The organism is Bacillus massiliglaciei, from assembly GCF_900098925.1.
Taxonomy (GTDB): Bacteria; Bacillota; Bacilli; order Bacillales; family DSM-1321; genus Peribacillus; species Peribacillus massiliglaciei.
In genome coordinates this window covers 781464-808279 of record NZ_LT622359.1, presented here as the reverse complement: position 1 = coordinate 808279, position 26816 = coordinate 781464, and the positions used below count along the sequence as shown (strand labels likewise).

General features: G+C 40.6%; 22 protein-coding genes and 2 pseudogenes. 12 read left to right on the top strand and 12 right to left on the bottom strand.

The genetic code is table 11. The features are described 5' to 3' along the window. Positions 1-73 precede the first annotated feature (73 nt). On the top strand, positions 74-490 hold the full coding sequence (locus tag BQ4305_RS15945; RefSeq protein WP_110928687.1) for a helical membrane plugin domain-containing protein: 417 nt from the start codon (positions 74-76) through the stop codon (positions 488-490). Positions 491-528: 38 nt separating this feature from the next. Next, the gene (locus tag BQ4305_RS15940; protein ID WP_110928686.1) at positions 529-1710 is read left to right on the top strand and encodes an NAD(P)/FAD-dependent oxidoreductase; all 1182 of its coding nucleotides are present in this window, start codon (positions 529-531) and stop codon (positions 1708-1710) included. Positions 1711-1946: 236 nt separating this feature from the next. Here BQ4305_RS15940 and BQ4305_RS15935 read toward each other — a convergent pair whose 3' ends face one another. The 3 genes from BQ4305_RS15935 to BQ4305_RS15925 all read right to left on the bottom strand — a co-directional run bounded on the left by BQ4305_RS15935 (position 1947) and on the right by BQ4305_RS15925 (position 3644). Continuing rightward, a complete protein-coding gene (locus BQ4305_RS15935) occupies positions 1947-2768 on the bottom strand; it encodes an STAS domain-containing protein (RefSeq protein ID WP_110928685.1) in 822 nt (273 codons plus the stop codon). 251 nt (positions 2769-3019) lie between these two features. Continuing rightward, positions 3020-3400 (bottom strand): nucleotide excision repair endonuclease, encoded by a 381-nt coding sequence (locus tag BQ4305_RS15930; protein WP_234396993.1) that lies wholly within the window; start codon positions 3398-3400, stop codon positions 3020-3022. 91 nt (positions 3401-3491) lie between these two features. Then, on the bottom strand, positions 3492-3644 hold the full coding sequence (locus tag BQ4305_RS15925) for a YpzG family protein (protein WP_110928683.1): 153 nt from the start codon (positions 3642-3644) through the stop codon (positions 3492-3494). A gap of 153 nt (positions 3645-3797) precedes the next feature. On the opposite strand from BQ4305_RS15925, the pseudogene BQ4305_RS15920 reads away from it, so the two are divergent. Then, positions 3798-5188, top strand: a pseudogene (locus tag BQ4305_RS15920) (amino acid permease). Positions 5189-5373: 185 nt separating this feature from the next. Here BQ4305_RS15920 and purT read toward each other — a convergent pair. The 4 genes from purT to BQ4305_RS15900 form a co-directional block, all read right to left on the bottom strand. Continuing rightward, positions 5374-6531, bottom strand: a complete 1158-nt coding sequence (gene purT, locus BQ4305_RS15915) for a phosphoribosylglycinamide formyltransferase 2 (protein ID WP_110928682.1) — start codon at positions 6529-6531, stop codon at positions 5374-5376. A 148-nt stretch (positions 6532-6679) separates the two neighbouring features. After that, complete coding sequence (locus BQ4305_RS15910; protein WP_110928681.1) at positions 6680-7870, bottom strand: M14 family metallopeptidase; 1191 nt, start codon at positions 7868-7870, stop codon at positions 6680-6682. A gap of 240 nt (positions 7871-8110) precedes the next feature. Further along, the gene (katA, locus tag BQ4305_RS15905; RefSeq protein ID WP_110928680.1) at positions 8111-9565 is read right to left on the bottom strand and encodes a catalase KatA; all 1455 of its coding nucleotides are present in this window, start codon (positions 9563-9565) and stop codon (positions 8111-8113) included. A gap of 530 nt (positions 9566-10095) precedes the next feature. Further along, complete coding sequence (locus BQ4305_RS15900; RefSeq protein ID WP_110928679.1) at positions 10096-11601, bottom strand: DHA2 family efflux MFS transporter permease subunit; 1506 nt, start codon at positions 11599-11601, stop codon at positions 10096-10098. A gap of 179 nt (positions 11602-11780) precedes the next feature. On the opposite strand from BQ4305_RS15900, the gene BQ4305_RS15895 reads away from it, so the two are divergent. From BQ4305_RS15895 to BQ4305_RS15880, 5 genes and pseudogenes are all read left to right on the top strand, one after another. After that, a complete protein-coding gene (locus BQ4305_RS15895) occupies positions 11781-12677 on the top strand; it encodes a TetR/AcrR family transcriptional regulator (protein ID WP_110928678.1) in 897 nt (298 codons plus the stop codon). Between the two features lie 153 nt (positions 12678-12830). Next, on the top strand, positions 12831-12974 hold the full coding sequence (locus tag BQ4305_RS21585; protein ID WP_199880709.1) for a hypothetical protein: 144 nt from the start codon (positions 12831-12833) through the stop codon (positions 12972-12974). 617 nt (positions 12975-13591) lie between these two features. After that, positions 13592-14959, top strand: a complete 1368-nt coding sequence (locus BQ4305_RS15890) for an amino acid permease (protein WP_110928677.1) — start codon at positions 13592-13594, stop codon at positions 14957-14959. A 111-nt stretch (positions 14960-15070) separates the two neighbouring features. Next, positions 15071-16399, top strand: a complete 1329-nt coding sequence (locus BQ4305_RS15885) for an IS3 family transposase (protein WP_110928676.1) — start codon at positions 15071-15073, stop codon at positions 16397-16399. 114 nt (positions 16400-16513) lie between these two features. After that, positions 16514-17858: pseudogene (locus BQ4305_RS15880) on the top strand (IS3 family transposase). 61 nt (positions 17859-17919) lie between these two features. Here BQ4305_RS15880 and BQ4305_RS15875 read toward each other — a convergent pair. The 4 genes from BQ4305_RS15875 to BQ4305_RS22040 all read right to left on the bottom strand — a co-directional run bounded on the left by BQ4305_RS15875 (position 17920) and on the right by BQ4305_RS22040 (position 22506). Next, positions 17920-18759 carry a GNAT family N-acetyltransferase gene (locus BQ4305_RS15875; RefSeq protein ID WP_110928845.1) on the bottom strand — a complete coding sequence of 280 codons (840 nt, stop codon included), beginning with the start codon at positions 18757-18759 and terminating at the stop codon, positions 17920-17922. Positions 18760-18854: 95 nt separating this feature from the next. Further along, entirely contained in the window at positions 18855-19175 is a 321-nt protein-coding gene (locus BQ4305_RS15870; RefSeq protein ID WP_110928675.1) for a YnfA family protein, read from the bottom strand. A gap of 45 nt (positions 19176-19220) precedes the next feature. Further along, positions 19221-22400, bottom strand: a complete 3180-nt coding sequence (locus BQ4305_RS15865; RefSeq protein WP_110928674.1) for a DEAD/DEAH box helicase — start codon at positions 22398-22400, stop codon at positions 19221-19223. Next, complete coding sequence (locus BQ4305_RS22040; protein ID WP_267888117.1) at positions 22381-22506, bottom strand: hypothetical protein; 126 nt, start codon at positions 22504-22506, stop codon at positions 22381-22383. Before BQ4305_RS22040 ends, BQ4305_RS15865 begins: the two co-directional genes overlap by 20 nt. A 100-nt stretch (positions 22507-22606) precedes the next feature. Here BQ4305_RS22040 and BQ4305_RS15860 point away from each other — a divergent pair, with 100 nt between their 5' ends. Then, positions 22607-23308 carry a Na-translocating system protein MpsC family protein gene (locus tag BQ4305_RS15860; protein WP_110928673.1) on the top strand — a complete coding sequence of 234 codons (702 nt, stop codon included), beginning with the start codon at positions 22607-22609 and terminating at the stop codon, positions 23306-23308. Positions 23309-23966: 658 nt separating this feature from the next. Continuing rightward, positions 23967-25187, top strand: coding sequence for an ISL3 family transposase (locus tag BQ4305_RS15855; RefSeq protein ID WP_199880708.1), 1221 nt, complete (start codon positions 23967-23969; stop codon positions 25185-25187). A 384-nt stretch (positions 25188-25571) separates the two neighbouring features. On the opposite strand, the gene BQ4305_RS15845 is transcribed toward BQ4305_RS15855, so the two are convergent. Then, a complete protein-coding gene (locus tag BQ4305_RS15845; protein ID WP_110928670.1) occupies positions 25572-25730 on the bottom strand; it encodes a YvrJ family protein in 159 nt (52 codons plus the stop codon). Positions 25731-25889: 159 nt separating this feature from the next. Between BQ4305_RS15845 and BQ4305_RS15840 the strand changes: the two genes are divergently transcribed. Both BQ4305_RS15840 and BQ4305_RS15835 read left to right on the top strand, forming a co-directional pair. Beyond that, complete coding sequence (locus BQ4305_RS15840) at positions 25890-26513, top strand: sigma-70 family RNA polymerase sigma factor (protein WP_110928669.1); 624 nt, start codon at positions 25890-25892, stop codon at positions 26511-26513. Next, positions 26506-26727 (top strand): hypothetical protein, encoded by a 222-nt coding sequence (locus tag BQ4305_RS15835; protein ID WP_234396976.1) that lies wholly within the window; start codon positions 26506-26508, stop codon positions 26725-26727. Before BQ4305_RS15840 ends, BQ4305_RS15835 begins: the two co-directional genes overlap by 8 nt. The last annotated feature ends 89 nt before the right edge of the window (positions 26728-26816 follow it).

Sequence of the window (26816 nt, the reverse complement as noted above, 5' to 3'; positions counted from 1 at the left end):
TTTCAATAAGTAAGGACCTTTTCCCATTGGTTACACATCTAGCAAGAATACTTATAGTAGAGGAGAATTGGATATGTCAGAAACAACTACTGAAACAAACTCTGAGCTAGCCCGTCAACAAGCAGACATTCTTGATCAGCTATTAAAACCTGAAGTTCAAGAATCACTTACAGCATTGGTAGAGCAGCTGCCAAAATTGACTGAGCTTGTAAACGTATTAACAAAATCATATGACTTTGCTCAATCCGTTGCGACAGATGATGTTTTGAAAAGCGATACTGTGGGAGCCATTAAAGAAATTGTGGAGCCTGTTAAAGATTCAGTAAAAAACATTGCTGCCACTGCTATTGAAGCTAAAGACCGCGCTGAACAAAGCAATGAAGTAATCGGTGTGTTCGGTCTTCTTCGCATGATGAAAGACCCTCAAGCCCAAAAGCTTTTCCGCTTCTTAAATGCTTATCTAGAACTTAATGCAAACCGTGTAAAATAATAATCGTTTCATTAACTAGTAAGGACGGAGGAATAATGATGTCAAAACATATCGTCATCTTAGGTGCAGGTTATGGCGGACTTCTTACTGCTTTAACCGTTCGTAAATATTTAAATGTATCTGAAGCAAAGGTTACAGTAGTTAACCAATATCCAACTCATCAAATCATTACAGAACTTCACCGTTTAGCTGCCGGGAATGTCTCTGAACAAGCTGTTGCTATGCCCCTGGAAAAACTTCTTAAAGGAAAAGCCATTGATTTGCGCATTGCTAAAGTGGAATCTTTCTCTGTAGACAATAAAGAAGTAAAGTTAGCCGGCGGCTCTACTTTAACTTACGATTCTCTTGTTGTCGCTTTAGGCAGCAAAACAGCCTACTTCGGTATTCCAGGATTGGAAGAAAACAGTATGGTTCTTAAGTCTGCAGAAGATGCTAAGCAAATCTTCAGGCATATTAAAGAACGTATCCAGGAATATTCCAAAACGAGAAAAGAAGAAGATGCTACGATCGTAATTGGCGGCGGCGGTTTAACTGGCGTTGAACTTGTAGGCGAAATTGTCGATACTTTCCCTAAAATCGCTGAAAGCTATGGTGTAAACTTTAGCGATCTTAAAATTAAATTGGTTGAAGCAGGTCCTAAGATCCTTCCTGTTCTTCCAGATGTTCTTATTGAACGCGCAACAGCCAGCCTTGAAAAACGCGGTGTTGAGTTCTTAACAGGTCTTCCTGTCACAAATGTTTCTGGAAATGTCATCGATCTAAAAGACGGACAAAAAATCATAGCCAATACATTCGTTTGGACTGGCGGCGTACAAGGCAATCCACTAGTGGGTGAATCAGGAATCGCAGTAGACCGCGGACGCGCTACCGTGAACGAGTATTTACAATCCACATCTCATTCAGATGTTTTCGTTGTCGGCGACAGTGCCGTTGCTTTCCCTAAAGAAGGCGGGCGCCCATATGCTCCAACCGCACAAAACGCTTGGCAGATGGGAGAACTTGTCGGATATAACCTTTTCGCTTCTTTAAAAGGACAAGCCATGAAAGAATTCGCACCTGTAAACTCAGGGACTCTTGCAAGTCTTGGACGTAAAGATGCCGTAGCCACAGTCGGGGCTAATGAGACCCAATTAAAAGGTCTTCCAGCTTCCTTAATGAAGGAAGCTAGCAATGTTCGTTATTTATCACATATTAAAGGACTTTTCAGTCTAGCTTATTAAATCATCAATAAAAAGGTTGGCACAGCAACTGTGTCAGCCTTTTTTTCATGCTTCTCAAGTTCATCCATTACATTATCTCACGAAAAATGGACAAACAGGTTTGCAAAATCTGAATATTTTATGACAACTGCCAGCAGAAGACGAAAAAAAACTTGACTTCCTGCAAAAAGGGATCCAACCTGGATTCCATCCTTCTTAGAAACAAAAAAGGCAGCATTTACACACTGCCGCCTGCTTCACTCATCGTTCATGCTCTCTATAGCTTGCTTGACCGTTGCATATGTGGTCAATGTAGATAAATCAATTCCGCTTCTGACTACCTGATTGGCTAAATCAGGACGAATGCCGGTAGCAATTACATGAATCCCCAGCAGACGAAGGGCATCATACATATTAAATATATATCCTGCAATTTCGGCATCAATGGTCTCTATCCCGGAAAAATCAATAATCAGGCATTCTATATTCAGCCCGGCAATTTTGGAAACCACACTGGTCACAAGATGCTCTACCCGATCATAATCAAAAGAACCGACAAGCGGAAGAACCGCAATGGAATCCTGAATCGGCACTATGGGAGCAGACAATTTATTTATTTCTTTTTGGCGATGCTTAATAAGGTCCTGAGTAAATCTTTCAAATTCACGAACGGTTTCTGTGATGCTGACATCCAGAATACAATTCACCCACTTCGTTACTCGAATAACATCCTTTGTAGAGAGTCCATGGTCAATCGCGATATCTGTCATCCGATCAATAAACACCAATCGTGTATCGTAATACCGTTCTATAATATTTGAAATTCTCCCCCTTAAGGAAGCCTCTTGCTCAGCATTCTGTTTACTCCAGTCCAAAATCTCCTGCGGCACGATGATTTCAGGAGAAGTCACAGCCTCTCCAATAAATTGAATAAATTGGAAGTAAACGACTTTTGCCTGTTCAATCTCAGGCTTCGGGACAGTAAAAGTAAACCGATCTACAATCTCATCTACTATCTCATTTGCTAAATCTTTTGCATTTTCATTAAGATATTTACCTACTTTTGAAATGGAACTCATCCTTCTTTTCCACGTCCTTCACTCTCTAACAATGTATCTGATTTCTAACTCTACAAAACCATAGACATCATTATTTCAGTATGTTTCATTAAATATCTTGTTTTATACGATACACTAAAACAAATTGACTGTAAATTGCTGTGTTTCGCCAGGCTTGAAGCAAACACTAAAGTTTTGAAATATGGACCAAATTATCCACTTAAAAATAAAAAAGCTGATTGCCTTTTTCGCATTCAGCTTTACTAAATGAATTACCTAAAGAAAACTTTATCCACATTATACTTTGCCTGCAGATGATTAATGATATATGTTTCGTAAATCTCCCGCTCCACCGGTTCTTCTACATAGGCAATTTCGATTCTATTAACTTCTCCGCGATGGTTTTTGATCGGGGATACATTATCTTCAAAATGTTTCTTAATTCTTTGGCGAAGCTTTCGAGCCTTACCGACAAATAATAATTCATCTCTGTTGTTATAAAACATAAAGATGCCGCCTCTATCCCGCGGAATAAGGTGAAAATCAATAAATCCGTATATATCCTTAATAAGCGGTTCGCCTTCTTTTACTTCCTGTTTTCTTTGAGAAATGGTTAAATCGATATGAGGCATTTCTATATTAATCATAAATATCACGTCCTATTCAAGTTAAGACTTTATGTTACCATAACAACGAAAGAAAGGAAAGAAGCCTCACGCTTCTTTCCTGTTTTTGAAATACCCGTCACCATCTGTGAGCCTTCGCATTGCTCCTCAAGATAATATTTGTTTGGGACATCATGGTGTGGCCATTTACTTGAGACTTTGAGCGTTTAGGTCTTGTCCAATTGTGGTGAAATTTCTGAGAATGTGGATCTAACTGATCTTTATAACTCATTCTGTATCACCTCATCGATAGGATAGATATTTCACTCTTTAGTATGTAACTGAAAAACTTGATCATGTATGAAACTGCTGCCCAGTTCCTTCCTTATTTTCATCTACATATTTTCTCTCTAACCATGAACACTATAAGTATGGAGGGATATATATGAGCAAGAAGAAAAAGAAAGCCGCAAATCATAAAAGTAAAAACCAACATACAAAGCAAAAACAAGGTGACCTGGAATGGTGGCAGCTCTCATTGATCGGCGTGGGCTGTACGATTGGGACCGGTTATTTTCTTGGATCCAGCATTGGAATCATGGCCACTGGACCTTCTATCATTTTTTCCTTTATCTTGGCAGCTTTAGGCACTTATATCGTTTTCAATTTACTGGCTAAAATGACAGCCGCCGATCCCCAAGAGGGTTCTTTTTGTTATTATGCCAATAAGGCCTATGGAAAATGGGCTGGATTTAGCTGCGGCTGGAATTACTGGTCCTCGAACATCCTGATTATGGGAAGCCAGCTGACTGCACTCTCTATCCTTTCCCAATTTTGGTTTCCGAAGGTGCCTTTGTGGATATTCGCTGCCGGTTTTGCCATCCTGGCCATTCTCGTTGTTCTATTAGGCACAAAAGGGTTCGACCGAGTCGAAAACATTCTGGCAGTAATTAAAACTGCCGCTATTGTCATGTTCATCATTTTAGCTGCCTGCGGGGTTTTTGGATGGATTGACTTTAAGGGACATATACATTCAGATTGGCCAACTTCTGCCGGAGAATTTTTCCCTCATGGGTGGAAAGGCTTCTGGACATCGCTGATCTATGCCTTTTATGCATTTGGCGGGATAGAAGTCATTGGTTTAATGGCAATGCAGCTTAAAGAAAAGGAAGAAGCGCCTAAATCAGGAACAGTTATGCTCATTTTATTGACCATCATTTATGTTGTATCTCTCGGCCTCGCCACAGCAATGGTTTCCCTTGAGGCTTTCACTGATAAAAAAAGCCCGTTCGTTACAGCCATGGAGGGATTCCACTTACCTTTTTTCCCGCATGTCTTTAATGCAGCTATTATTATTGCCGGTTTCTCTACGATGACTGCTTCACTTTTTGGCGTGACAAACCTGCTTGTGACAATGGCAAACGATGGGGATGCACCTTCTTTTTTTGCAAAAAAGTAAAGAAAATGAAGGACCTTCCATTGCCTTCACTCGGTTTAGGGGCAGCCGGATTACTTGTATCCATCATTACCGCCTTATTGCTTCCGGGTAAAATTTATGAATACATCACGACAGCAGCCGGAATATTAATTTTATATAACTGGGCTTTTATCATCATATCTTCTTTTAAAACCTTAAAAAACACGTTTATGAATAAGCTTTTTGCTTGGATAGGGTTGCTCTTGCTTCTGGCAGGAGTCGCAGGAACCCTTTTTGAGAAACATATCCGTCCTGGATTTTATGCCAGTCTGCTTGTCGTCGTACTGATTGGAATTGCTTCCTTCATCATGCGCAAAAAGGTATGGAAAAAGAACAGTCCCGGCAAGGCCACAAGCTGATCTCAAAATATAATCGTCTAGGACATAAAAATATCCAATTTCCCACGAGAAATTGGATATTTTCCACTTATTCTTTATAGATGTTGATTCTAGAGCTGCTTTACGGGGCACGGCTTAAGCCTCATGTTCTCCCAGAGCCCGCCCCTTCAATCCATTTGGAAAGGATTCTAGGCTTCTTGTCGGAGTTATGCTTTTACTTCAAGACAAGATAAAGCCTGCTTTGCAACTTTTCGGGCCTCTTCCGCTGAATCAGCAGCTGCTAGCGCAACAGCCACTCTGCGTCCTGGCTTAGTATTGGGCTTGCCAAAAATCCTAATCTGAGTATTCGGAAGGGAAAGTGCCTGTCCCGCTCCTTCAATAGAGTATTCCGCGAGCTCTTCAGGTGCTTTCAATGGCTTACTTGCCCCCGGACTCAAGAGTTTGATTTCCGGAATTGGGTAACCGAGTATGGCCCTGATATGAAGCGCAAATTCAGATAAATTCTGGGTAGCCAGTGTAACTAATCCCGTATCATGAGGGCGGGGAGAAACTTCACTGAAATACACCTTATCGCCTGACAGAAATAATTCTACGCCGAATAATCCGAGTCCTCCAAGTTCATCTGTGATAGCCAGGGCAATTCTTTCCGCTTCTTGGATTTGCGCCTCATTCATGGCATGCGGCTGCCAAGATTCAATATAATCTCCGCCCTGCTGGATATGGCCGATCGGCGGACAAAATTTTGTTCCTTCGACGGTACGGACAGTCAGCAGCGTAATTTCAGAATCAAACGTGATAAATTCTTCAATAATCACTCTTCCATTCTGCACCCGGCCGCCTTCCTGGGCAACTTTCCAGCATTTCTCCAAATCCTCTTCTGTCCGGCATACACTCTGCCCTTTGCCGGAAGAGCTCATTAATGGTTTCACAACATTCGGAAACCCAATTTCATGAGCGCTGCGTATGAATTCTTCGTATGTATCGGCAAAGCGATATTGGGCAGTAGGAAGCTCCAGCGTTTCTGCTGCCAGCCTCCGAATGCCTTCCCGATCCATTGTTAACCTGGCTGCGCGGGCTGTCGGAATCACATCGAATCCTTCTTTCTCCAATTCAATCAGTTCAGAAGTTGCAATGGCTTCAATTTCCGGAACGATCAAATCAGGTTTCTCTGTTTCGATGATTTGACGTACCTTTTCTCCGTCCAGCATATCCACTACATAGCTTTTGTGGGCCGCCTGCATAGCCGGCGCATGTTCATACCGGTCCACAGCTACAGTTAAAACTCCTAATCGCTGAGCTTCAATAATGACTTCTTTTCCTAACTCTCCTGATCCAAGCAATAAGATTTTTTTCGTCTTTAGCATTCTCCATCCCTCTTCCCTTCTATCAGTCACCTCCATTATATACGAACTATAAAACATATTAAATAATTATTTATTCGTATTTTGTACAAAATCATCAAAGAAATTCTAAATATCAGCTTTAAATAACACTTAAAATCGAATTTTATCTTCACATATACAATCCAGCTAAAAAGATTCCCAATGCCTCTTCATATATTTCCGGAAATTGAGTAAGCGGCAGCGGGTTGACCCCTTGTCCTAACTCCACAGTAAACCCCGGCCTTCTCCAGTCTTGAATAAACCAATCTTTATATCCTGCATAGCTGTCAATGGACTGAATCGGTTCATAATTACTTACCCTTGAAAATTCTGCAGCAATTGAACGGCTTTCTGAAGGTTCCAAGTTTTCGAATCCCCAATAAATCACTTTTCCCTGTGTATGGAATGCGAGCACTTTATCGAAGTCTCTTTTTCTTGTTAAAGTGGCCATCGCAATCGCTTCAGGTTCCGTCAGCGGTTCTTCTCCTGGATAATCCCTCGGTCCTAGATTTGGCGGATTTCTCTCTTTTTCCAATTCCCATCTTGCAGGAAATTGATCATTCAAATCGACACCGTTAATATTAGCCTTCCATCCCGAAAAATCATCATTGCCGCCGTTCATATCAAGCACCCTGCTTCTGTAAGGTTCATCTTCAGGCGGACCATTCAAAACAAGGTCCACACCATCTGGATTGACCATCGGGACAATCGATAAGGAAGTTTGCTGGTAGTACTGATTCATCCAGACGCCCCGAATTGGATTTTGATTTGTCAGCGAGAGCAGATAATCATTTAAAAAAGTCATGACTGTAAGAGTCGTAATCCACTCATTTGCATGAAACGAGGCATTATAGTGGACTCTCTTGTCTCCCTTTCCAAGAAGGACCTCCGGAATCGACTTTCCAAGGACTGTTTCTCCTGCCGATGGCATTTTCAAAAATGGATAAACCTGTCTGAGCCGATTTAAGTCATTAATCATTCTTGCATAGCTGTATTCCTGATTCGCTGTAACAAGACGCCATGTAATCCTCAGAGGAAGGAATATAACCTGTCCGATTTGAAGTGTATTCACATTCAGGGATGGATTCAGCAGAAATAAAGCATCTAAAGAAATGGTGCGGTTTCTGGCAATCGACCATAAAGAGTCACCTGCTTTGAGCTGATAGTCAGAAGCCACAAAGCCAGGGATCTTAACACGCTGCCCAATGGCAAGCTGATTCGGGTCAATCCCCTCGTTTGAATCATGAATCAGTTGGAGATCTATACTGAACAGCCGGCTGTAGTACCAACAAGAATCACCGCGCCTGATCATAACGTCCATATCTTTTCCCCCTCCTATTAAATAGAATAATTGGTGTGATGTAGAATAGATCAATCGATATAAGTTATCAGAATAGGAAATCTCTATTAAACTATGCAGGACGAAGCTGAAATAGGACAAAGTTCTGAACTATCCTCAATACGGCGGCGATTTTATGCCGGCAATCTGAATACTATAAAAAAGCAGGCAGCCTATTAATAGACTGCCTGCTTTGTATTTAGAATAAAGTGAGAAAATGAATTAAACTTCTTGCGGTACAGCTAATCCTAAGCCTTCTGCAACACGAGTTCCGTATTCCGGATCTGCTTTGTAGAAGTGAGAGATTTGGCGAAGCTTGATTTCTTCTAACTCAACCGGCTTCATAGCTCCCACAATGTTCGCTACAAGACGGGCACGCTCTTCTTCGCTTAATAGTCTGTACAGGTCACCTGCTTGAGTATAATGATCGTTATGATCATATGCTACTTGAGCTGCTTGTCCAGATACTTCAAACGGAGTCAATTTCGCATCAGCGTTTTCGTTTGGACCGCCGAAGCTATTTGGCTCATAGTATACAGAACGTCCGCCGTTATCGTCACCGGCCATGAAACCATCACGCTGATGATTAGACACTTCTGTTTTTGGACGGTTAATCGGAAGCTGATTATGGTTAGCGCCAACGCGGTAACGATGAGCATCTCCATAAGCAAACAGACGGCCTTGAAGCATTTTATCCGGAGAAGCTTCTACACCTGGTACAAATGAACCTGGAGAGAATGTTGCCTGCTCCACTTCAGCGAAATAGTTTTCAGGGTTTCTGTTCAATTCCATCCGGCCTACTTCGATTAGAGGGTAATCCTTTTGAGACCATACTTTTGTGACATCAAATGGATCAAAACGGTAAGTATTCGCATCTTCTAAAGGCATGATTTGAACATACAAAGTCCATGATGGGAAATCCCCGTTTTCGATTGCATTGAAAAGATCTTCTGTATGATAGTCAGGATTTTCTCCTGCAAGTTTAGCAGCAAGGTTCACATCAAGGTTTTTAACGCCTTGGTTTGTTCTGAAATGGTATTTCACCCATACAGCTCGTCCTTCAGCATTTACCCATTTGAATGTGTGGCTTCCGTACCCATGCATATGGCGTAATGTAGCCGGAATACCTCGGTCAGACATCAATGTTGTAACCTGATGTAAAGACTCAGGAGAATGAGACCAGAAATCCCAAACAGCAGTTGGGTTCTTCAAGTGTGTTCTTGGATCTCTTTTTTGTGTATGGATAAAGTCAGGGAACTTAATAGCATCACGGATAAAGAATACAGGTGTATTGTTACCGACGATATCGTAGTTTCCTTCTTCAGTATAGAATTTAACAGCAAAACCGCGTGGGTCGCGAACTGTATCCGCAGACCCAAGCTCTCCAGCTACTGTAGAGAAACGGATAAACATCGGAGTTTCTTTTCCAGCACCGTTGAAGACTTTTGCTTTTGTATATTTAGACATGTCATTCGTTACAGTGAAAGTACCATGGGCACCCGCACCTTTCGCATGTACAACACGCTCAGGAACACGTTCACGATTGAAGTGTGCAAGTTTTTCTAACAAATGTACATCTTGAATCAATACAGGGCCGCGCTGGCCAGCTGTCATAGAATTTTGGTTGTCGCCAACTGGGGCACCCCAGCTAGTCGTAAGGTTTTTCTGGTTTGTCATCAATGAATCACCTCTTATTATTTTTACTAACATATATAATGATAAACCATATTAAATAAAAATCAATACTTATTTATAATAATTTTAAATAAATTCATACAAGTCTTTTTAGTTGACAAGAAGTATTCATATACGTATATACCTATAACCAAACAAGCCAAATGAATCAGGACTGTTTACTCAAGAACCAGGACAAACTGGTTTTCTATTATCAATAGACATTATTAATCGAGAATAATGTTTTTTTACATTTGAACAATTCTTTCTAAAATGCTTCCCAGTCCGGCCTTCTTGCCGCACTATCACTTATTTCTGGAACAAAAAGGTTTTTTCTTTATGTTTAAATCATACCAAAATTGGGTATTTAGAGAAACTTTCTAAACTCCAAAAAAGAATTTTTACAATTTTTACAATTTTTACAATCATGCAGGAAAAATGTCTAAAAAGATAAAGGTTCCATTCTCTTACTGCCTGCTTGACGCAAAAAAAGACCCAGTCCTCTATGGACGGGGTCTTTTGAGCAGTATTCCTTAATCCGCTTGCTTCTCTTTCATTTTCGTCATTTCTTCTGCACGTACGGGCCTTTTAACGAAAAAGGCAAGAAGAAATGCAACAGCTGCTATGAATGTTGCCACAAAGAATGCATCATTAATACCTTCCACCATTGCCTTCGAAACGAGCTGATTTTTCATTTCATTCATGACTTCCGCAGTCGGCTGCTCAGTCATTTTCCCCATTGCCGATTTCATAAGTTCCTCCGCATGGGTCTCTGTGCGCTGAGACATTACCGTAACCAGCAAGGCCGATCCAATCGCACCTGATACTTGGTTAAGCGTATTGTTCATCGCTGTGCCGTGAGGATTTAGTCTTCCCGGCAGCTGATTCAATCCGTTTGTCATGACAGGCATCATAACCATGGACATACCAAACATCCTGATAGAGTACAAAATAATCAAGTGCGTGTATGAAGTGGACATGGAAAGCTGACTGAACTCATACGTAGTCGCTACGGTAATAAATAAACCAATCAAAGCAAGTACTCTCGCACCGTATTTATCAAATAATTTCCCTGTAATCGGCGACATAATTCCCATAATAACCGCACCCGGAAGCATTAACAAACCTGAATGCATAGGGGAAATGTCCCTGATATTCTGAAGATATAAAGGCATTAAAATCATAGCCGAGAATAAAGCCATATTAAGCACAATCGAAATGGCAGATGACAGGGCAAACATTGGATACTTATAGACACCGAAATTCAGCATCGGTCTTTCTAGTTTAGATTGACGGATAATAAACAGGATTAATGAAATTACGCCTGCAATCAGTGTTCCGTACACTTCTGGAGAATCCCAGCCCTTGCTTCCTGCAGAACTGAAACCATACAAGATCCCGCCAAAACCTATGCTGGATAATATTAAAGACAGGATATCAAGATGAATATCCACTTTTTCTTTTTTATCCTTAAGTTTAAACAAAGCAAAAATAAGAACGATAACAGAAAACGGAGTAATCATATAGAACAATGTACGCCATGTATAATGCTCGACAATCCAACCGGATAAAGTCGGCCCGATAGCCGGAGCAAAAATCATAACAAGACCGAATATTCCCATTGCAGATCCGCGTTTTTCAATCGGGAAGCTCGTTAACATTACGTTCATTAACAGCGGCATCATAATAGCAGAACCGGCTGCCTGAACCATACGTGCCGTTAATAATACAGAAAAGGTCGGTGCCAATCCTGAAACAATCGTTCCGATCGTAAATAATAGGATGGCTGTCAGGAACAGCTTACGCACTGAATATTTCTCAATCAGAAAGGCAGTAGCCGGAATCAGTACACCGTTGACCAGCATATATCCTGTCACAAGCCACTGGGCCGTGGATGTTTCCACATCAAGATCCTTCATAATAGAAGGAAGTGCCACGTTCAGCAGTGTCGAATTCAATATGGACACAAAAGCACCGGCAAGAAGAATCGCTATGATGCCATAAGGCGGCTTCTTGTCTTTCATAGTTGTCTCACTCATTTATCTTTCCTCCATTGTACTTATAGTTCATTTTATTGTACACTCATTACAATAAACAATATCTTATCTTTTCTCATTCAATTTGGCAAGAGAAAAATTTCAATTTTTTTCTGGTTTGTCATGCCCAGGAAAATAAGATACGATGTTTTCTAGAAATCAATATTGCCGGAGTTGATGTCATGAATGAAAGAAAGCGGCAAGTAGTATTACAAGCCCAGAAGTTATTTGTTGAAAAGGGATATCAGGCTACTTCCATCCAGGAAATTCTGGAAAAAGGGAATGTATCTAAAGGAACTTTCTATAATTACTTTCCATCTAAAAGCGAACTGCTTAAAGATGTGTTCCGCATCATGTATGAAAAACTGATTAAAGAACTTAATGAATTAATGATCGGTCAAAATCGGAGTGATACGGAAGTATTCGTCAAGCAAATAGAATTAATGATTCTTTTTAATAGAAGAAATAACTTATCTATCCTCATTGAAGAGATCTTTTCTTCAAGTGAAAAGGATTTGAAAGATTTCCTGCTAAAAAAGCAGATGTTTCAAATCAAATGGATCTATCATCGATTTGTTGATATTTATGGCGAGGAAAAAGAGCCATATCTGCTGGATTGTGCGATCATGTTCCAAGGGATTATCCAAAAAGTCTTTCATTATAACTATATTGTAAAGAAAAATCATTTGGATCATCACCTTGTAGCCAGATACTGTGTAGACAGAATCAAAACACTGGTAGATGATGTGGCAAAATCACATGCCCAGCTGCTGACTCCCGACAATTTGAATGCATGGCTTCCCGGACGCACCAATCAAGAAGAAGAAGACATCATGCAGCAGTTAAATCACGCTACGGTTGAGCTCCGGAAAGCAATACTGACGAAGGTTACCAAACAAGATGAACAAATCACGTTTATTAAGCTTGTCGACTTTATTAAGGAAGAAATTCTACAAAAACAGCCGACCCGTAAATTCCTCCTTGAAAGCGCCTTACTTTCGCTTCGGCAATCCGAAATGGTCAGACAGACTAAGGAATTTGTTAAGCTTGAGAAACTTGTCCAAAGCATTAAACAATAAGGTTGTGCAAAGACTTTCCTATTATACCCTTTTGGTTTTAAATTAATATGTTCCAAGGCCGGACCCTTATAATATGGGTCCTTTTATTTATCCTTAAGCATGTGGGCATATTATTACTCAAGATGTTCAAAAATACAAAAGAGGTGATGATTAATGAAAAAAGAGGATAAGCGGGTAAAAGAACATCATGCAGTGCAACATGATCAGCATGATGAAAGCCAGACTGTTCATTTAGAACATACTCCTGAACCTCGGGGAAGCTATGGCCTGCAGGTTGATCGCGATGCAGAATTTTAAGGGATTTCTAATTAAAGGAGGAGACGGAAATCGATAAAAATAATCCGAATCAGAATCGAAGCAAGGAAACAGCTGGCTTAGATTACAGTGCCAATGACTTTACTGAGGGGATGAAGATCGCCTCTTCTCATGTCATGAATGCAATCAAAGAATCATTTTCGTCTGATGGTCTGGATGAAAAAGCGGAGCACAAAAACAATGATTAAAACACCCACTAAACAGTAATCCATCTAGTATACGCAAAAATAACAAATTTCTCTGTGAGAGATTTGTTATTTTTTGTTTTGCCCCGCCTTATTTTACTACAATATTTCTTCTATATATGTAAATTCAGGACAGAAGACAGACCATCTATCCTTCCACCTCCGTTAAGTCTATAATAGCAGAATAGGGAACCGTTGATTTTATTCATTATCTTTAATGTCTGCGTTTTGATAAACAAATAAAAAGCAGGTCTGAACATTCTTTTATATAACTATTTCGATAAATAATTTGAATCTTTTTATTCTTGTTTACAAATGATTATTTTCATAATATATTTTTATAACGGTTTTCATTTACATAAAGTTTCTGGAAGATTTGCTTCATGAAAAATCAAAAAATGAAAAGGTGAGATTATGAAAGACTCAAAAGAGACTCAGCTCCACAGAGGCTTGGAGGAAAGGCATATCACTCTTATGTCATTAGGAGCCGCAATCGGAGTTGGATTATTCCTCGGTTCTGCATCAGCAATTAAATTAGCCGGTCCCGGGATTTTATTTTCTTACGCAATCGGCGGAATTGTTATTTACCTGATTATGAGAGCGCTTGGCGAAATGGCCATTCAAAATCCAGTGGCTGGTTCATTCAGCCGATATGCCCGAGATTATCTTGGCCCGCTGGCTGGATTTATTACAGGCTGGAATTATTGGTTTTTATGGGTCGTGACCTGTATGGCTGAAATCACTGCCGCAGGTATTTACATGCAATATTGGTTCCCTGGAACTCCTCAGTGGGCGTGGGCATTGGCTGCTTTGGTCATTATGACCATTGTCAATTTTCTTGCTGTAAAGGCCTATGGAGAATTAGAATTCTGGTTTTCATTAATCAAAATCGCTACAATCATTCTGATGATTATAGTAGGCTTCGGGATGATTCTTTTTGGATTCGGAAATGGCGGAGATGCCGTAGGATTCAGCAACCTGTATAAACATGGCGGGTTATTTCCAAATGGTATTTCAGGCGTATTGCTTTCCTTTCAAATGGTTATGTTTGCTTACCTCGGCATTGAGATGCTGGGGGTAACTGCCGGAGAAGTTAAAAATCCGGAGAAATCACTGAAACGGGCTATTGATACAGTCTTCTACCGGATCATGATTTTTTATGTAGCCGCTTTACTGGTTATTCTGTCTATTTATCCATGGGACCAGCTCACTGGGGAGAACAGCCCCTTCGTTCTGACCTTTGATGCAATCGGTATCCCTGCTGCAGCCGGAATCGTCCAATTTGTCGTTTTAACAGCAGCTCTCTCTTCTTGTAACAGCGGTATTTTCAGTACAGGACGAATGCTGTTCAACCTTGCGCAGCAAGGAGAGTCTCCCAAGGCTTTTGCACGAACAACTAAAAGCGGAGTACCCGGAACAGCCATTATTGTATCTGCCTGTGTACTGTTATTTGGAGTCTATTTAAATTATATCGTTTCGGAAAAGGTATTCAGTTATGTCACAAGCATAGCGACATTCGGTGCCCTGTGGACATGGGGAACCATATTAGTCACTCAATTAGTTTTCAGAAGAAAATCAAAAGTGTCTCGGCCTAAAGGAAGCTACACAATGCCATTTTTCCCTTTTTCCAACTACCTGGCCCTGGCCTTCCTGCTTTTCGTAACTGTTATACTGGCCTTCTCGCCGGATACTCGAATCGCTCTGATTGTCGGCCCGTTATGGCTCTTGGCACTTGTCATTTTCTATTATGCACTAGGTTTGCATAAACAAAAAAAGAAATAACGATACAATAATATGGTACCAGTGGTTAAGACACTCAAAAAAAGAGTGTTTTAACTACTGGTATTTTTTTATATACTTGAATTTTAAGATATGAAGATGAGGTGAGACAGGATGAGTAAGAGTACATTTTCAGCTAAAGAGATCAAAGCACTTCAACAGAATCCAAATGTTCAACGTGTTAGTGAAAAGGCAATTACCTATACTGACACCTTTAAAAATAGATTTATGGATGAGTATTTGTCTGGTAAACTTCCGCGTCAAATTTTTATGGAGAACGGCTTTAATATTGAGATCATAGGACAAAGCAGAATAGAACAAGCAGCTTGCAGGTGGAAGAAGGCATATAAAAAAAATGGAATAATTGGACTTACAGATTCAAGGAAAGTAAGTTCTGGCAGACCATTAAAACGAGAGCTTACCCCTTCTGAGGTGATCGAAAGACAAAAAGCACAAATTAAGTTACTTGAGGGACAGGTAGAACTATTAAAAAAGCTAGAAGTGACAGAAAGGAGGCTGCTAAAAGGAAGAGAAAATCTAGCCCCGAGTAAAGTATATCAGTTGATTTATGAGACCATTGAACAGAATCGTTTTAAAGGAATGACCTCATATTTCTGTCAGCTATTAGATGTATCTCGTTCGGGATATTATAGCTACTTAAAGGCATCCAGCAGCCGAGATGCAAGAGAATTATTAGACCTAGAGGCAAAAAAGATGATAGTAAAGGCATTTAATCATCGAGGATATAAGAAAGGGTCACGTTCTATAAAAATGATACTGGAAAAGAACGATGGCATTATCTTTAGTCGTAAAAAGATACAGAGAATCATGAGGAAATATGGAATTGTCTGCCCACATAGAAAATCGAATCCTTACAAAAAGATCGCTAAAGCAACTAAGGAACATCAGGTCGTGCCAAATAAATTAAACAGAGAATTCAAGCAAGGAGTTCCTGGAAAAGTATTATTAACCGATATTACCTATTTGCCATATAACAGAAATTGTATGGCTTATTTGTCGACCGTAAAAGATGCCTCCACTAACGAAATCTTAGCTTATCATGTTTCCGATCGTATTACTTTAGACATCGCAACTAAGACGATACAGAAATTAATGAGCAACAAGAAAGTAACGCTACATCCAGAAGCCTTCATTCACTCAGATCAAGGAAGTCATTACACTAGTCCAAGATATCAAAAGCTATTAAACAAGTATGGTCTTAGGCAATCTATGTCTCGTAAAGGCAACTGTTGGGATAATGCTCCTCAGGAGTCATTCTTTGGTCATCTAAAAGATGATGTGGATTATAAATCGGCTAAAACGTTAAAAGAATTGAAGGCAAAAATCAATCATTATATGGTTTACTATAATAATTATCGATATCAGTGGAACTTAAAAAAGATGACCCCTATTCAATACAGGAATCATCTTCTCGTTGCTTAAGCTCTTTTTTTATAGTGTCCTTGACATAGGTGCCAGTTTACAAAAGACGCCCTCTTAGTGAACTGCACCTCCAATTGTTAGACACATCTAACAATTGGAGGTGCAGTTTTTTATATGGCTAAATTTACAGCACGACAGAAAACACAAGCTGTACAGAGGTATTTAGGAGGAATAGAGGGACAAAAAACTATAGCTAAGTCCATTGGTGTTCACCCATCAGTATTACTTAATTGGATTCATCAGTATAATCATCATGGAGTGCGTGCATTTGAAAACGCTATACAACTTATACGGCAGAAGATAAACTGAAAGTACTTGAATATATGAATGAACAAGGGACGTCAATCCGTGAAACCGCTGCGTTATTCAATATTTCTTCTCCTTCTACCATCAGTCAGTGGCGAAGCCAATATGAAGCAGGAGGAGTAGACGCCCTTATAACAAAGAAAAAGGGGCGTCCATCTATGGGGAAAGAAAATAAGAAACCATTTGAAGAAGGGTCGTTAGAGGCTTTAAAGGCAGAAAATGAACGGTTACGTGTGGAGAATGCCTATTTAAAAAAGTTGAGAGCCTTAGTTCAGGAAAAAGAGGAATTAGCACGCAAGAAAAAGCGAAAATAGTACACGAACTAAGGGCAGAATGTAACTTAAAGCTACTTCTATCTGTCGCAAATATCGCAAGGAGCACTTATTATTATTGGATAAACGCCTTTCGGCGTCAGGATAAATACGCAGAGATCAAGCCTGTCATTGAAGAAATCTTTCATTCACATAGAGGAAGGTATGGATATCGACGAATTACTTTAGAATTGCGTAATCGGGGGATTAAGGTGAACCATAAAACAGTGCTTCGGTTAATGAATAAGCTGGGGTTAAAATGTATGGTAAGGATGAAGAAATATCGTTCTTACAAAGGCAAGGTGGGAAAGGTTGCGCCTAATCTACTCCAAAGGGATTTTAAGGCCACCAAGCCTCATGAAAAATGGGTGACGGACGTGACGGAATTCCATTTATATGGTGAAAAATTGCACCTATCTCCCATCCTTGATTTATTTAATGGAGAAATCATCGCCTACCAAATAGAGTCACGTCCTACCTATTCGTTAGTCCACAAGATGTTGGACCAAGCCATCAAGCATTTAGAATCAGGAGATACACCCATTCTCCATTCAGATCAAGGTTGGCATTATCAAATGAAATCCTATTCCCAATCCTTGAAGACACATGGCATTACACAAAGTATGTCCCGAAAGGGAAATTGTCTCGATAACGCCGTTATAGAAAATTTCTTTGGGCTACTAAAATCTGAATTACTTTATTTACAAGAGTTCGACAGCATGGAGCATTTCAAACAAGAACTAGAGGAGTATATCCATTATTACAATCACCAACGTATTAAAACGAAATTAAAAGGCATGAGCCCGGTTGATTACCGAGTTCATGCCCTCAAGGTTGCCTAACTAAATAAAGTGTCTAACTTTTTGGGTTCACTTCATAGGAGGCGTCTTTTTTTCTTATCAGCTACCCCTTCTTTCCTTGTTCCGAATTGGGGATATATCTATAATAATCCTGCTGCTCATAGGCCTCGAATCCGCACGATTCATACAGGGTCAGTGCATGTGCATTGGTGGCTTCTACTTCGAGAAATAGATCATACTCCTCATCTTGATGGGCATGAAGAATGGCTCGGAGGGCTTTCCTTCCAATCCCTTTCCCTTGGCATGACGGCAGAACCGAGAAACCATAAATCCAGGCTTCTTTCTTTTTCCGATCAATCCAGACCTTCCCGGCCGCTTTTCCCTCGGCTACAATCATATATCCCTGTAAGCTCTGTTCATTTCTCAGACGCTTGTTATAATTTCTCGCATCTCTTTCAGAAAAACCAAAGCAGAGAATATCTAATTGGATATTCAGCTCCTCATCAGTTGGTTCCATTTCCCGTAAAAACACAGCTGGATCAGGTATCACATCTGTTTTTTTCCATTTCATCCGATGTTCTGCCACGAGAAATTCACAGCTGAACTGCCGTAAAAATTGCCGGGCAGCATCAGAAGAAGCAGGAGTATTAAGCAGGATACTTTGATAGCCCCTCTTCTCTGCTTCTGCAATCCCCTCATGCATCAGGTGTGTAAAAATCCCCTTTCTCCTATATTCCGGATGAACCATCCCGCATATTTCCAGACGGCTGCCAAAATGATACATACCGAGAAATCCAACCAGACAATCCTCTTCATAATGAAAAAAATCATTTTTCATATGTCCTCTTGTTCTGAGGGTTTCCCAATTGAGTTTCAATGTCAGCTCTTCTTGCTCACAAATATTCTGCAGTTTCTTTACTTCCGCCAACTGCTTTTCAGTCATAGGCACTTTCATTTCCCCCGCCCTGATCCTATATTTACAAAAATCCCGCCGATTTCTCCTGTTTTTCCGGCATTGTTGTCCATCATGCTTTCTTTTTAGTTTCTCGGCCCCCATAACATGAGAGAAACACCGCCCAAGCAGATAAGTGCCCCAGCCCAGTCATAAACATCAGGTGTTTTCCGATCCACGCCCCAGCCCCATAAGAGAGAAAGAATAATAAAGATTCCTCCATACGCGGCATAAACGCGGCCAAAAGAAGAAAAAGATTGGAAGGTGGCAATTATTCCATATAAACATAAGAAAAGACCTCCAAGCACCGACAGATAGAACGGTTTCCCTTCTCTCAGCGTCTGCCAGATCAAATATCCCCCGCCGATTTCTGCTAATCCTGCGGCTAAAAAAAGGACAATTGCCATATTCTTATACTCCTTCATCCATAGTCATACAGAATACGGTTTTTTCTATAATTGCAGCAAATCCCGTATATCATCATCTGTAAGCTTCAATAGTTCCTTATCATCTTGGTCGATTACTTCTTTAATTAAATCTCTTTTCTTTTCCTGGAGCTCGCTCATTTTTTCTTCAATCGTACCGCGTGCGATGAGCTTGATGACTTGCACTTCTTTTTTTTGACCGAACCGATGAGCCCGTCCTGCTGCCTGTTCCTCAATAGCAGGATTCCACCAATTATCATAGAAAATCACCGTATCGGCTCCTGTCATATTAAGCCCTGTACCGCCCGCCTTTAAGGAGATCAGGAAAACCTCCCGTTCTCCGCCATTAAATCGATTACTGAGATCCACTCTTTCTTCAGAAGGAGTCTGCCCATCCAGATAAAAGTAAGGAATCCTTTCCCTCGATAAGGTATTGCCTATAAGTTTCAGCATGGAAGTGAATTGAGAAAAAATCAAGACTCTTCTCCCCGATGCCATGGATTCTCCAATCAATTGCTTCAGCTGCTGAAATTTAGCGGACTGCCCCTCATATTGGTCAATAAAAAGGACAGGATGGCAGCAAATTTGCCTCAGTCTTGTCAATCCAGCCAAAATTCTAATTCGATTTTTCCGTAATGTATCCTTATCCAAATGCTTAAGGGTATCATGACGCAGCTTCGCCAGATAAGCAGTATATAACCTCTTTTGTTCTGGCAGCAGATCAGAGAAGGCCGTAATCTCCTTTTTGGAAGGAAGCTCAGAAAGGACATCCTGCTTCACTCTTCTCAGCATAAATGGCCGAACCCGCCTTGCCACCTGTTTCTTTGAAAGATGGCTGAATTCCTTCAATCCCTTAAAAAGTTCAGGAAAGACAACATAAAAAATAGACCATAGCTCCTCCAATGAATTTTCAATAGGGGTGCCAGTCAAAGCAAAACGAGAACCCGCCTGAATCTTTTTCACAGCCTTAGCTGTCTGTGTGGCTGGATTTTTGAAGGCTTGGGCTTCGTCCAAGAAAACAGCATGATACTGATTTTTCTTCATTAAATCAATGTCTTTTCTTAATAAAGGATAAGAGATAATCACGGCATCCAGTTCGCTCATCTCCGCTATCTTCTCTTCCCGCTCTTTTTTTTCGCCATCAATTACTTCTGCTTTGATTTCAGGTGAAAATTTGATGATTTCATTAAACCAGTTATATGTCAGAGAAGAAGGGCAGACAATCAGCACCGGCTGTTTCGCTTCCCTGATTTCTGAAAGCTCGGAGGTCACGAAGGCGATGCTTTGAAGCGTCTTTCCAAGTCCCATTTCATCTGCCAAAATACCTCCAAATCCACATTCTGACAGCATTTTCATCCACTTATATCCAGTTGCCTGATAATGCCGCAATAAAGGAGAGATTGCATCCGGAATCTGATATTCCAGCCGTTCAGGATGGTGCAATTTATCCAGCAGTGCACGAAAGGATTCTTCCATGGCGAATGTGTTCGGATCCTGCACGGCCCCCAAAAGCGGAATGCCTGCAATAAGCGGAACGTGCCAACTATTTTCAAGATCATCATCCTGAACCGGCAGTTCCTTCAGAAAGCGGTTGATTTCATCCAATTCCCGAGTTTCCAAGGAAAAGAGAGAGCCATTCTTTAAACGGTAATACTTTCTCTTTTCCTCCATGGCCAAAAGGATTTCTTTAATCTCCTCATCAGGAATGCCTTTCATTTCAAAAGTAAATTCCAGCCAGTTCGTTCTCTCCTTATTCACCTTTACCCTGATCTTCGGCCTGGCATTTTTTCTGAATATACGGTTCCTGACAGCCAAAGTCGCATGAACTTGAAGCAGTTTTTGAAGCTTAGGGACAAGGTGATATAAAAACTCATACTCCAGTTCCTCGTTTTGAAGAACGTAGCCTCCGTCTGTCTGAGCAAAAGAGCTCTCCTCCATCAATTCCAATATGGCTTTTTCCTTCTCTTCTTCTCTTAACAGCAAAGGAACCTCTGATGTCCGATCCAGGGGATTAATAACAAGATGTCCATAATGAAATTCAAGTCCCGCCAACAGACGGTTGTGCACGCGATCTAAAAATAGCTTGGCTTCCAAAGGAGTATGATGAAAGCGATTATTCACCTTTTCCGAAATCCTAACATCACCCAATTTCCGCAATCCAGGGACGACTTTATCAAGAAATAGTGTGACTTGATCAGAAGATACAGGTATACGGTCCGTCCCTGTTGTTTTTAGCATGTGCTGTAACTCTGAAAGTCTCCGGCAGTCATCGCTAGTTAGACGGAACATCTCGCCTTCATAAAAAACGGAATGATAGGCATCCAGTACGAAGACATTACGTATTCCAGTTATCCTTAATTGATATCTGCTCTGCCCATTTTCTTCGAACCAGAAATGAAGCGGAAGCCGTTTATCTGTAAATTTAATGCCTTCATACCTGACGCTATCATGATTAAATTTCACAGATTGGACTTTGGGGAGCAGCAGAGCCATTTCCTCCCAAGCTGTGGGCGGAATGATTAGGATATCTTCCCTTGATAAGGCGGAAGCGTCTTGATAACCCGTTTGATAAAGCCGTTCATCCTTTGCTGCCCGGCATAATTGTTTCATAACATCATCTGATTCTCTTTGAAAGCAATGAACACTTGGATCAAAGGTAAATCGTTCGGAAACCTTAATCGGCTGTCCCTTCTCAAGATCCTGGAGAAAAGAGTGAATCTTCCTGATCGGAGAAGATGCAATCTCTAAGGAAATCCCCAGCATTGGACGGCTATGCTCCGTTAAAACAGGTTTGCATATAAAGGCTGCCTGAATCGTTTCTCTGTCTTCAAAGTGCATCTGTGCAGCACTTGGGCGGGCTGGGTGGTTCTTAAATAACTCTATGAAACCTTCTGCAAGGTTTTCCTCATCAGATTCATCTCTCCTTTTTCTCCATTCTTCCAGATAAAGAAGCGCTGCAGCAATATGCTGACAGCTTTTAGAGAATGACATCAGCTGAGGACAGCTGCATTCAGCGGAAAACCCTTCCTGTCCACCGGGCTCAATCAGAACAGTAAACTCTTCTGTTCCCTGAACAGAAAACACACATTGTTCCTGTGAAACGTCCTTCAATGTGACCTGTCCAGCCCGAAAATAGGCGTCCCCTCTTTTCAAAGCGGCCAAGCCGCACATGTCTTTTATTGTTTTCCTATCTATATGGATGTTCAAATACAACCGTACTCCCTTCAATCAGCTGCATACATCGAAAGAGGTCTTCCTCCATGCTTTTTTTTTCAATCATTATATCTTCTAATGTATCATATTCAACCTGCATGAGCACTCATCCCCTGTTGATCCGCCTCTCTGAATTCCAGCAAGGTTTTAAAATTTAGAACTATGGGAATGTATTAAGAAATCGCACCCGGAGGTAGTTTATGGAAAAAATAATAGAAGAGAAAGATATTGGAGGGTATATCGGTCGCCTTCTTCGTGAAAACTTTGGCAGGGGCCCAGGCAATGTGATATGTACTTTTTCCCATCCTTTTATCACTGTCTACATAACCAATTTTTTGTCCCCTGTCGAAAAGTCTTTATTGAATAATCAGCAGGAAAGCTATGTACATAAAACAAGGGATTTGCTTATGCAGTCTATCATTAAAGAATCCTCTTCCTATATTGAACAGAACATCTCAGAACATGTGAAAGAGTTTTATTATGACTGGGATCTGAAGAACCAATCGGGAATCTTCATTATTATTCTTTCCAATCTTTCTGAAAAAGGCCTTCTTTCTGATCAGCTGTATAAAAACAAGCAAGGGGTTCATACAGAAATCATAGAAGCAAGTAAAGAATCGGAAAAGCCTCCTGCTGACATTGCCTCCTTTTTTCTTAATAAGCGCCAGCTGCTTATACGCCGTGAAGGGATTCTTGTAAACATCGAAAAAGAACTAATTGAACAAGGCTATGAGGAACCTTTAAGACTTGCCAAGCGGAAGCTCGAGAAGAGATTGCTCATACAAAAAATACCTCAATTGAACGAATACTTGCATTCCTGTATTGAAGATGTATTTGTTGATTGGGATTTTAGGAAAGACAAAAGCTATATCTGCCTGATTCTTCGTCCCCCAAGGACTTGACTTAATATACTGCGGGTAGTATGATAGTCATAATTTATTTCATTCTGATAGCAATGGATGGGCATAGAACCGGACATAAGTCAGAAAAGGAAGTGATCCTGCTCCTTTTCTGACTTTTTTTATGGTTTTTTCCCGATAAAACAGGATTGGAAGTGTTTCCTTATTTTTAAAAATTGTACGCCCGCAGAACAAAAGCTCTTGGAATGTATAGATTCTTTTAAAACCCTAAAAGAGTCCGAGTTTAATGCTCAAGGGAAGCCAGTCATTATTAAAAAGCAGGAGTTGGAGACAAATTTAGAAGAAACCGCGGTGCAGCTTGCTTTTTCCTTTAAAAAAAATTCATTGCCCACTACATCCACCTATATATTCTGCTTACAGCACTCTACAGCAGAAATCACCATATTCTATAGATACGGAACTTACTATACAAGACACAGAATCAGCCTAACTGAATAAGGACCAGTCAAAAGGACTGCATAGATCTCTGAACGGCTCCTAAATGGTTAGACATTCATTCTAACGATTTAGGGGTGTTTCTTTTTTAGGCTCTATACTATTTGTTGGGGTATCCATACAATTTGTTTGCATAAAAAATGCACGCAAACATCCAATTCATTTATACTTGAGTTGACTAGAAACAAGTAGAGAATGGAGTTGCGTGCATATGAATTTTACCATGAATATTCCCGGTTTAAAAGGGGTTACCATTTTAAAAGTAGAGCAGGTGGAGGAAACGATGAGGGTATATGTGGAGATGGAACGCAGCCTCCAGCAGTGCCCTGACTGCGGAGCTCCCACCTCCCGTGTTCACGACTATCGGATCCAAAAGGTTAAGCACTTAAAGTGGTTTGAGAGGAAGACGGATTTATTCTACAAACGCAGACGGTATGTCTGTGCATGCGGGAAGCGTTTTTCGGAACAAAACCCGTTCGTACAGCGTTACCAGCGTACATCTATTGAATGGAATCAGGCCGTGGGCATACGGGCGATTAAAGGAAAGACCTTTAAAGAAACGGGAGAAACCTACGGTTCTTCGTCTTCTACTATTGTCCGCCGGTTTGACCGTTTGGCTAGGAGTGAAATACGTTCTGTGGAAAAGCTGCCTTCTGTGATTGCCATTGATGAGTATAAAGGGGATACACGGGAAGGAAAATACCAGCTCATTATAGCGGATGGGATCACCAAGAAGCCGTTGGATATCCTGCCAAACCGTTATAAGAATACGATTAAGCACGATCTTCAGAAGCATGGGGACCAGGTTCAGGTTGTCATTATGGATATGAGCCATTCATTCAAGTCGGCGGTTCAAAGTGCCTTAAGCCGCCCTGTGATTGTGGCCGATCGCTTTCATTTCTGCCGGTATATCTATTGGGCGCTGGACGGTGTCCGAAGAAGGGTACAGAAAGAGTTTCATCCATATGACCGCAAGAAGTGCAAACGTATGAAGCATGTCTTTCACAAGGCCTCCGACCGCCTGACAGAAGAAGACAGATGGCATTTGAATCGGTATTTGGATATGTCGGAAGAGCTTAAAAAAGCATACGAATTAAAGGAAACCTATCGTGGCTGGTTTGTTCAGGCGAAGGAATCAGAAGCGGAAGATGTAGGGAAGGTCAAACAGGGGCTGAGAGACTTTTATCGACGGGCCCAGGATTCTGGCATTCCTGAAATGGAGAAAGCCATTACCACGCTCCAAAACTGGCAGACAGAAATCTTAAACAGCTTTGTTTATGGGTATTCGAATGGTTTTTTAGAAGGGATCAACAATTCAACGAAGGTTCTTAAGCGAAATGCGTATGGATTCAGGAATTTCAGCCGTTTTCGGGCCAAAATATTATTAACTCATCAGTTTAAAGGAATTGAGATACATATTGGTTAGGAATGGCGATCAGAGTCGCCACCCCAACATTTGACGGAGAACCCTTTTTTATCCCCCTCTTCTCCATTCGCTTACATTAAGGACTTATTTATCACACACTATTCATCTTTCCTGCAAAAAATTTTCTGCCATAATAAAAAAGGAATTGTTTTTTCTGCTTCACTAAACACTTTATATACTAAAATGAGTGGGATACACAGAAGTCCTAGCCCTATTCCACCAAAAAATGAATCCATTTTCCCGCTTATTTTTTTACAATTTATGTTATATTCCGAAATAAGGATGTTATCCAACGAATAAGGAGGGATCCTATGTAAACCGGAAATTCAGAAGCCTGTAACAAGCTCCGGAAAACCGGTGGAAAAATGGTTTCTTATCTGACACTTATCTTCTTTTTCTGCTTGAGGCATTTTTCACTTTTTCTACATCTAAAGCCAATTCCCTCAATTTTTTTTCGAAGCGAAAGAGTAAAAACGTGGAAATGATTAAAGGATAACCAAATTCGCTCACCAATGACATCCACATTGCAGCTTCCTCCATCATTCTTTCTCACCTCGCTTTTATGTGTCTGATAAGTATAGTGAAATAAATTCAGAAAAGTAAATATGGCTCTATTGATCGATAGAAACAGAACGCTTGTTCGATTATAATTGATTTATTCCCCTTTACCATCACTTATATAAATCAAGGGAGGGATAATACATGAAATCTCAAACAGCACAATTCTTTTCTGAATCTTTCGAAAGGTTAGTTAACCAGCATTCAAACTTTTTTGAACAGCCTATCATCCAATTGTTTCTGCACGACGAAGAGAGGCTGGACATTTTCACCAAAGCCTTAGAACAGCCTACTGCCTCAAATATCCAGGAGCTTAATGAATCCTTTCAGGTCTTTTACTACAGAGCCCGAATTTACAAATACCTTTGCTCGTTAATCTACTACTTCTCTATAGATTTTGATAAACGGCTCCGAAAGCAGCGGGAACGTTTTCCAATAATCTTAGATCAGACTTTCGACGGCAATCTTTCCATAAGCGAACGGATAGGATATATCGATCCGCAGTTGGAAAAAATCGGGGAAACGGCCACCCTGTCTTCACTTGTCAGCGACGAAGGGCTGCTTCATGCGATTCGGAAATTAACAGACAAACAGGAGAAAATCCTTACACTGTCCTTTTTCTTTGGCTTCTCTAATAAAGACATTGCGGCTTATTATGGAGAAACGCCTCAGAACATTTCAAGCATTCGAAAACAAGCCCTAAAAAAGCTGCGGAACAACTTTAGAAAGGGCAACTATTCAGGAAAGAAGGAAAAACACTGTGGATAAACTTTCCAAACAGGAATTGATGGAGATCATTCATTCCTTAGAACCTAAAATCAAGAAATCCTTAAAGAATACACAGCCACAGGACCGCAGAGATTTGGAGCAGGAAATCAAACTGAAAATCGTGGAATCATACGAAAAAATATCTGCTATGAAGGCTCCGAATTTTGAAGAATTCCTGCATGACTATCTTACAAACCAGCAAAAAGATCATTAAATCGTATAAAAAAGCGGGCGTCATCATCCATTGTATGGATGTTAGCGCCCGCTTTTTGTATAAAGCATATTTGATCTATTTCAATTTGA

What these genes read in the sequence shown, in the direction of transcription:
- BQ4305_RS15945 (WP_110928687.1), top strand. Translation starts at nt 74, where the DNA reads ATGTCAGAAACAACTACTGAAACAAACTCTGAGCTAGCCCGTCAACAA.
- BQ4305_RS15940 (WP_110928686.1), top strand. Translation starts at nt 529, where the DNA reads ATGTCAAAACATATCGTCATCTTAGGTGCAGGTTATGGCGGACTTCTT.
- BQ4305_RS15935 (WP_110928685.1), bottom strand. Translation starts at nt 2,768, where the DNA reads ATGAGTTCCATTTCAAAAGTAGGTAAATATCTTAATGAAAATGCAAAA.
- BQ4305_RS15925 (WP_110928683.1), bottom strand. Translation starts at nt 3,644, where the DNA reads ATGAGTTATAAAGATCAGTTAGATCCACATTCTCAGAAATTTCACCAC.
- purT (WP_110928682.1), bottom strand. Translation starts at nt 6,531, where the DNA reads ATGCTAAAGACGAAAAAAATCTTATTGCTTGGATCAGGAGAGTTAGGA.
- BQ4305_RS15910 (WP_110928681.1), bottom strand. Translation starts at nt 7,870, where the DNA reads ATGGACGTTATGATCAGGCGCGGTGATTCTTGTTGGTACTACAGCCGG.
- katA (WP_110928680.1), bottom strand. Translation starts at nt 9,565, where the DNA reads ATGACAAACCAGAAAAACCTTACGACTAGCTGGGGTGCCCCAGTTGGC.
- BQ4305_RS15900 (WP_110928679.1), bottom strand. Translation starts at nt 11,601, where the DNA reads ATGAGTGAGACAACTATGAAAGACAAGAAGCCGCCTTATGGCATCATA.
- BQ4305_RS15895 (WP_110928678.1), top strand. Translation starts at nt 11,781, where the DNA reads ATGAATGAAAGAAAGCGGCAAGTAGTATTACAAGCCCAGAAGTTATTT.
- BQ4305_RS21585 (WP_199880709.1), top strand. Translation starts at nt 12,831, where the DNA reads ATGAAAAAAGAGGATAAGCGGGTAAAAGAACATCATGCAGTGCAACAT.
- BQ4305_RS15890 (WP_110928677.1), top strand. Translation starts at nt 13,592, where the DNA reads ATGAAAGACTCAAAAGAGACTCAGCTCCACAGAGGCTTGGAGGAAAGG.
- BQ4305_RS15885 (WP_110928676.1), top strand. Translation starts at nt 15,071, where the DNA reads ATGAGTAAGAGTACATTTTCAGCTAAAGAGATCAAAGCACTTCAACAG.
- BQ4305_RS15875 (WP_110928845.1), bottom strand. Translation starts at nt 18,759, where the DNA reads ATGACTGAAAAGCAGTTGGCGGAAGTAAAGAAACTGCAGAATATTTGT.
- BQ4305_RS15870 (WP_110928675.1), bottom strand. Translation starts at nt 19,175, where the DNA reads ATGGCAATTGTCCTTTTTTTAGCCGCAGGATTAGCAGAAATCGGCGGG.
- BQ4305_RS22040 (WP_267888117.1), bottom strand. Translation starts at nt 22,506, where the DNA reads ATGCAGGTTGAATATGATACATTAGAAGATATAATGATTGAAAAAAAA.
- BQ4305_RS15860 (WP_110928673.1), top strand. Translation starts at nt 22,607, where the DNA reads ATGGAAAAAATAATAGAAGAGAAAGATATTGGAGGGTATATCGGTCGC.
- BQ4305_RS15845 (WP_110928670.1), bottom strand. Translation starts at nt 25,730, where the DNA reads ATGATGGAGGAAGCTGCAATGTGGATGTCATTGGTGAGCGAATTTGGT.
- BQ4305_RS15840 (WP_110928669.1), top strand. Translation starts at nt 25,890, where the DNA reads ATGAAATCTCAAACAGCACAATTCTTTTCTGAATCTTTCGAAAGGTTA.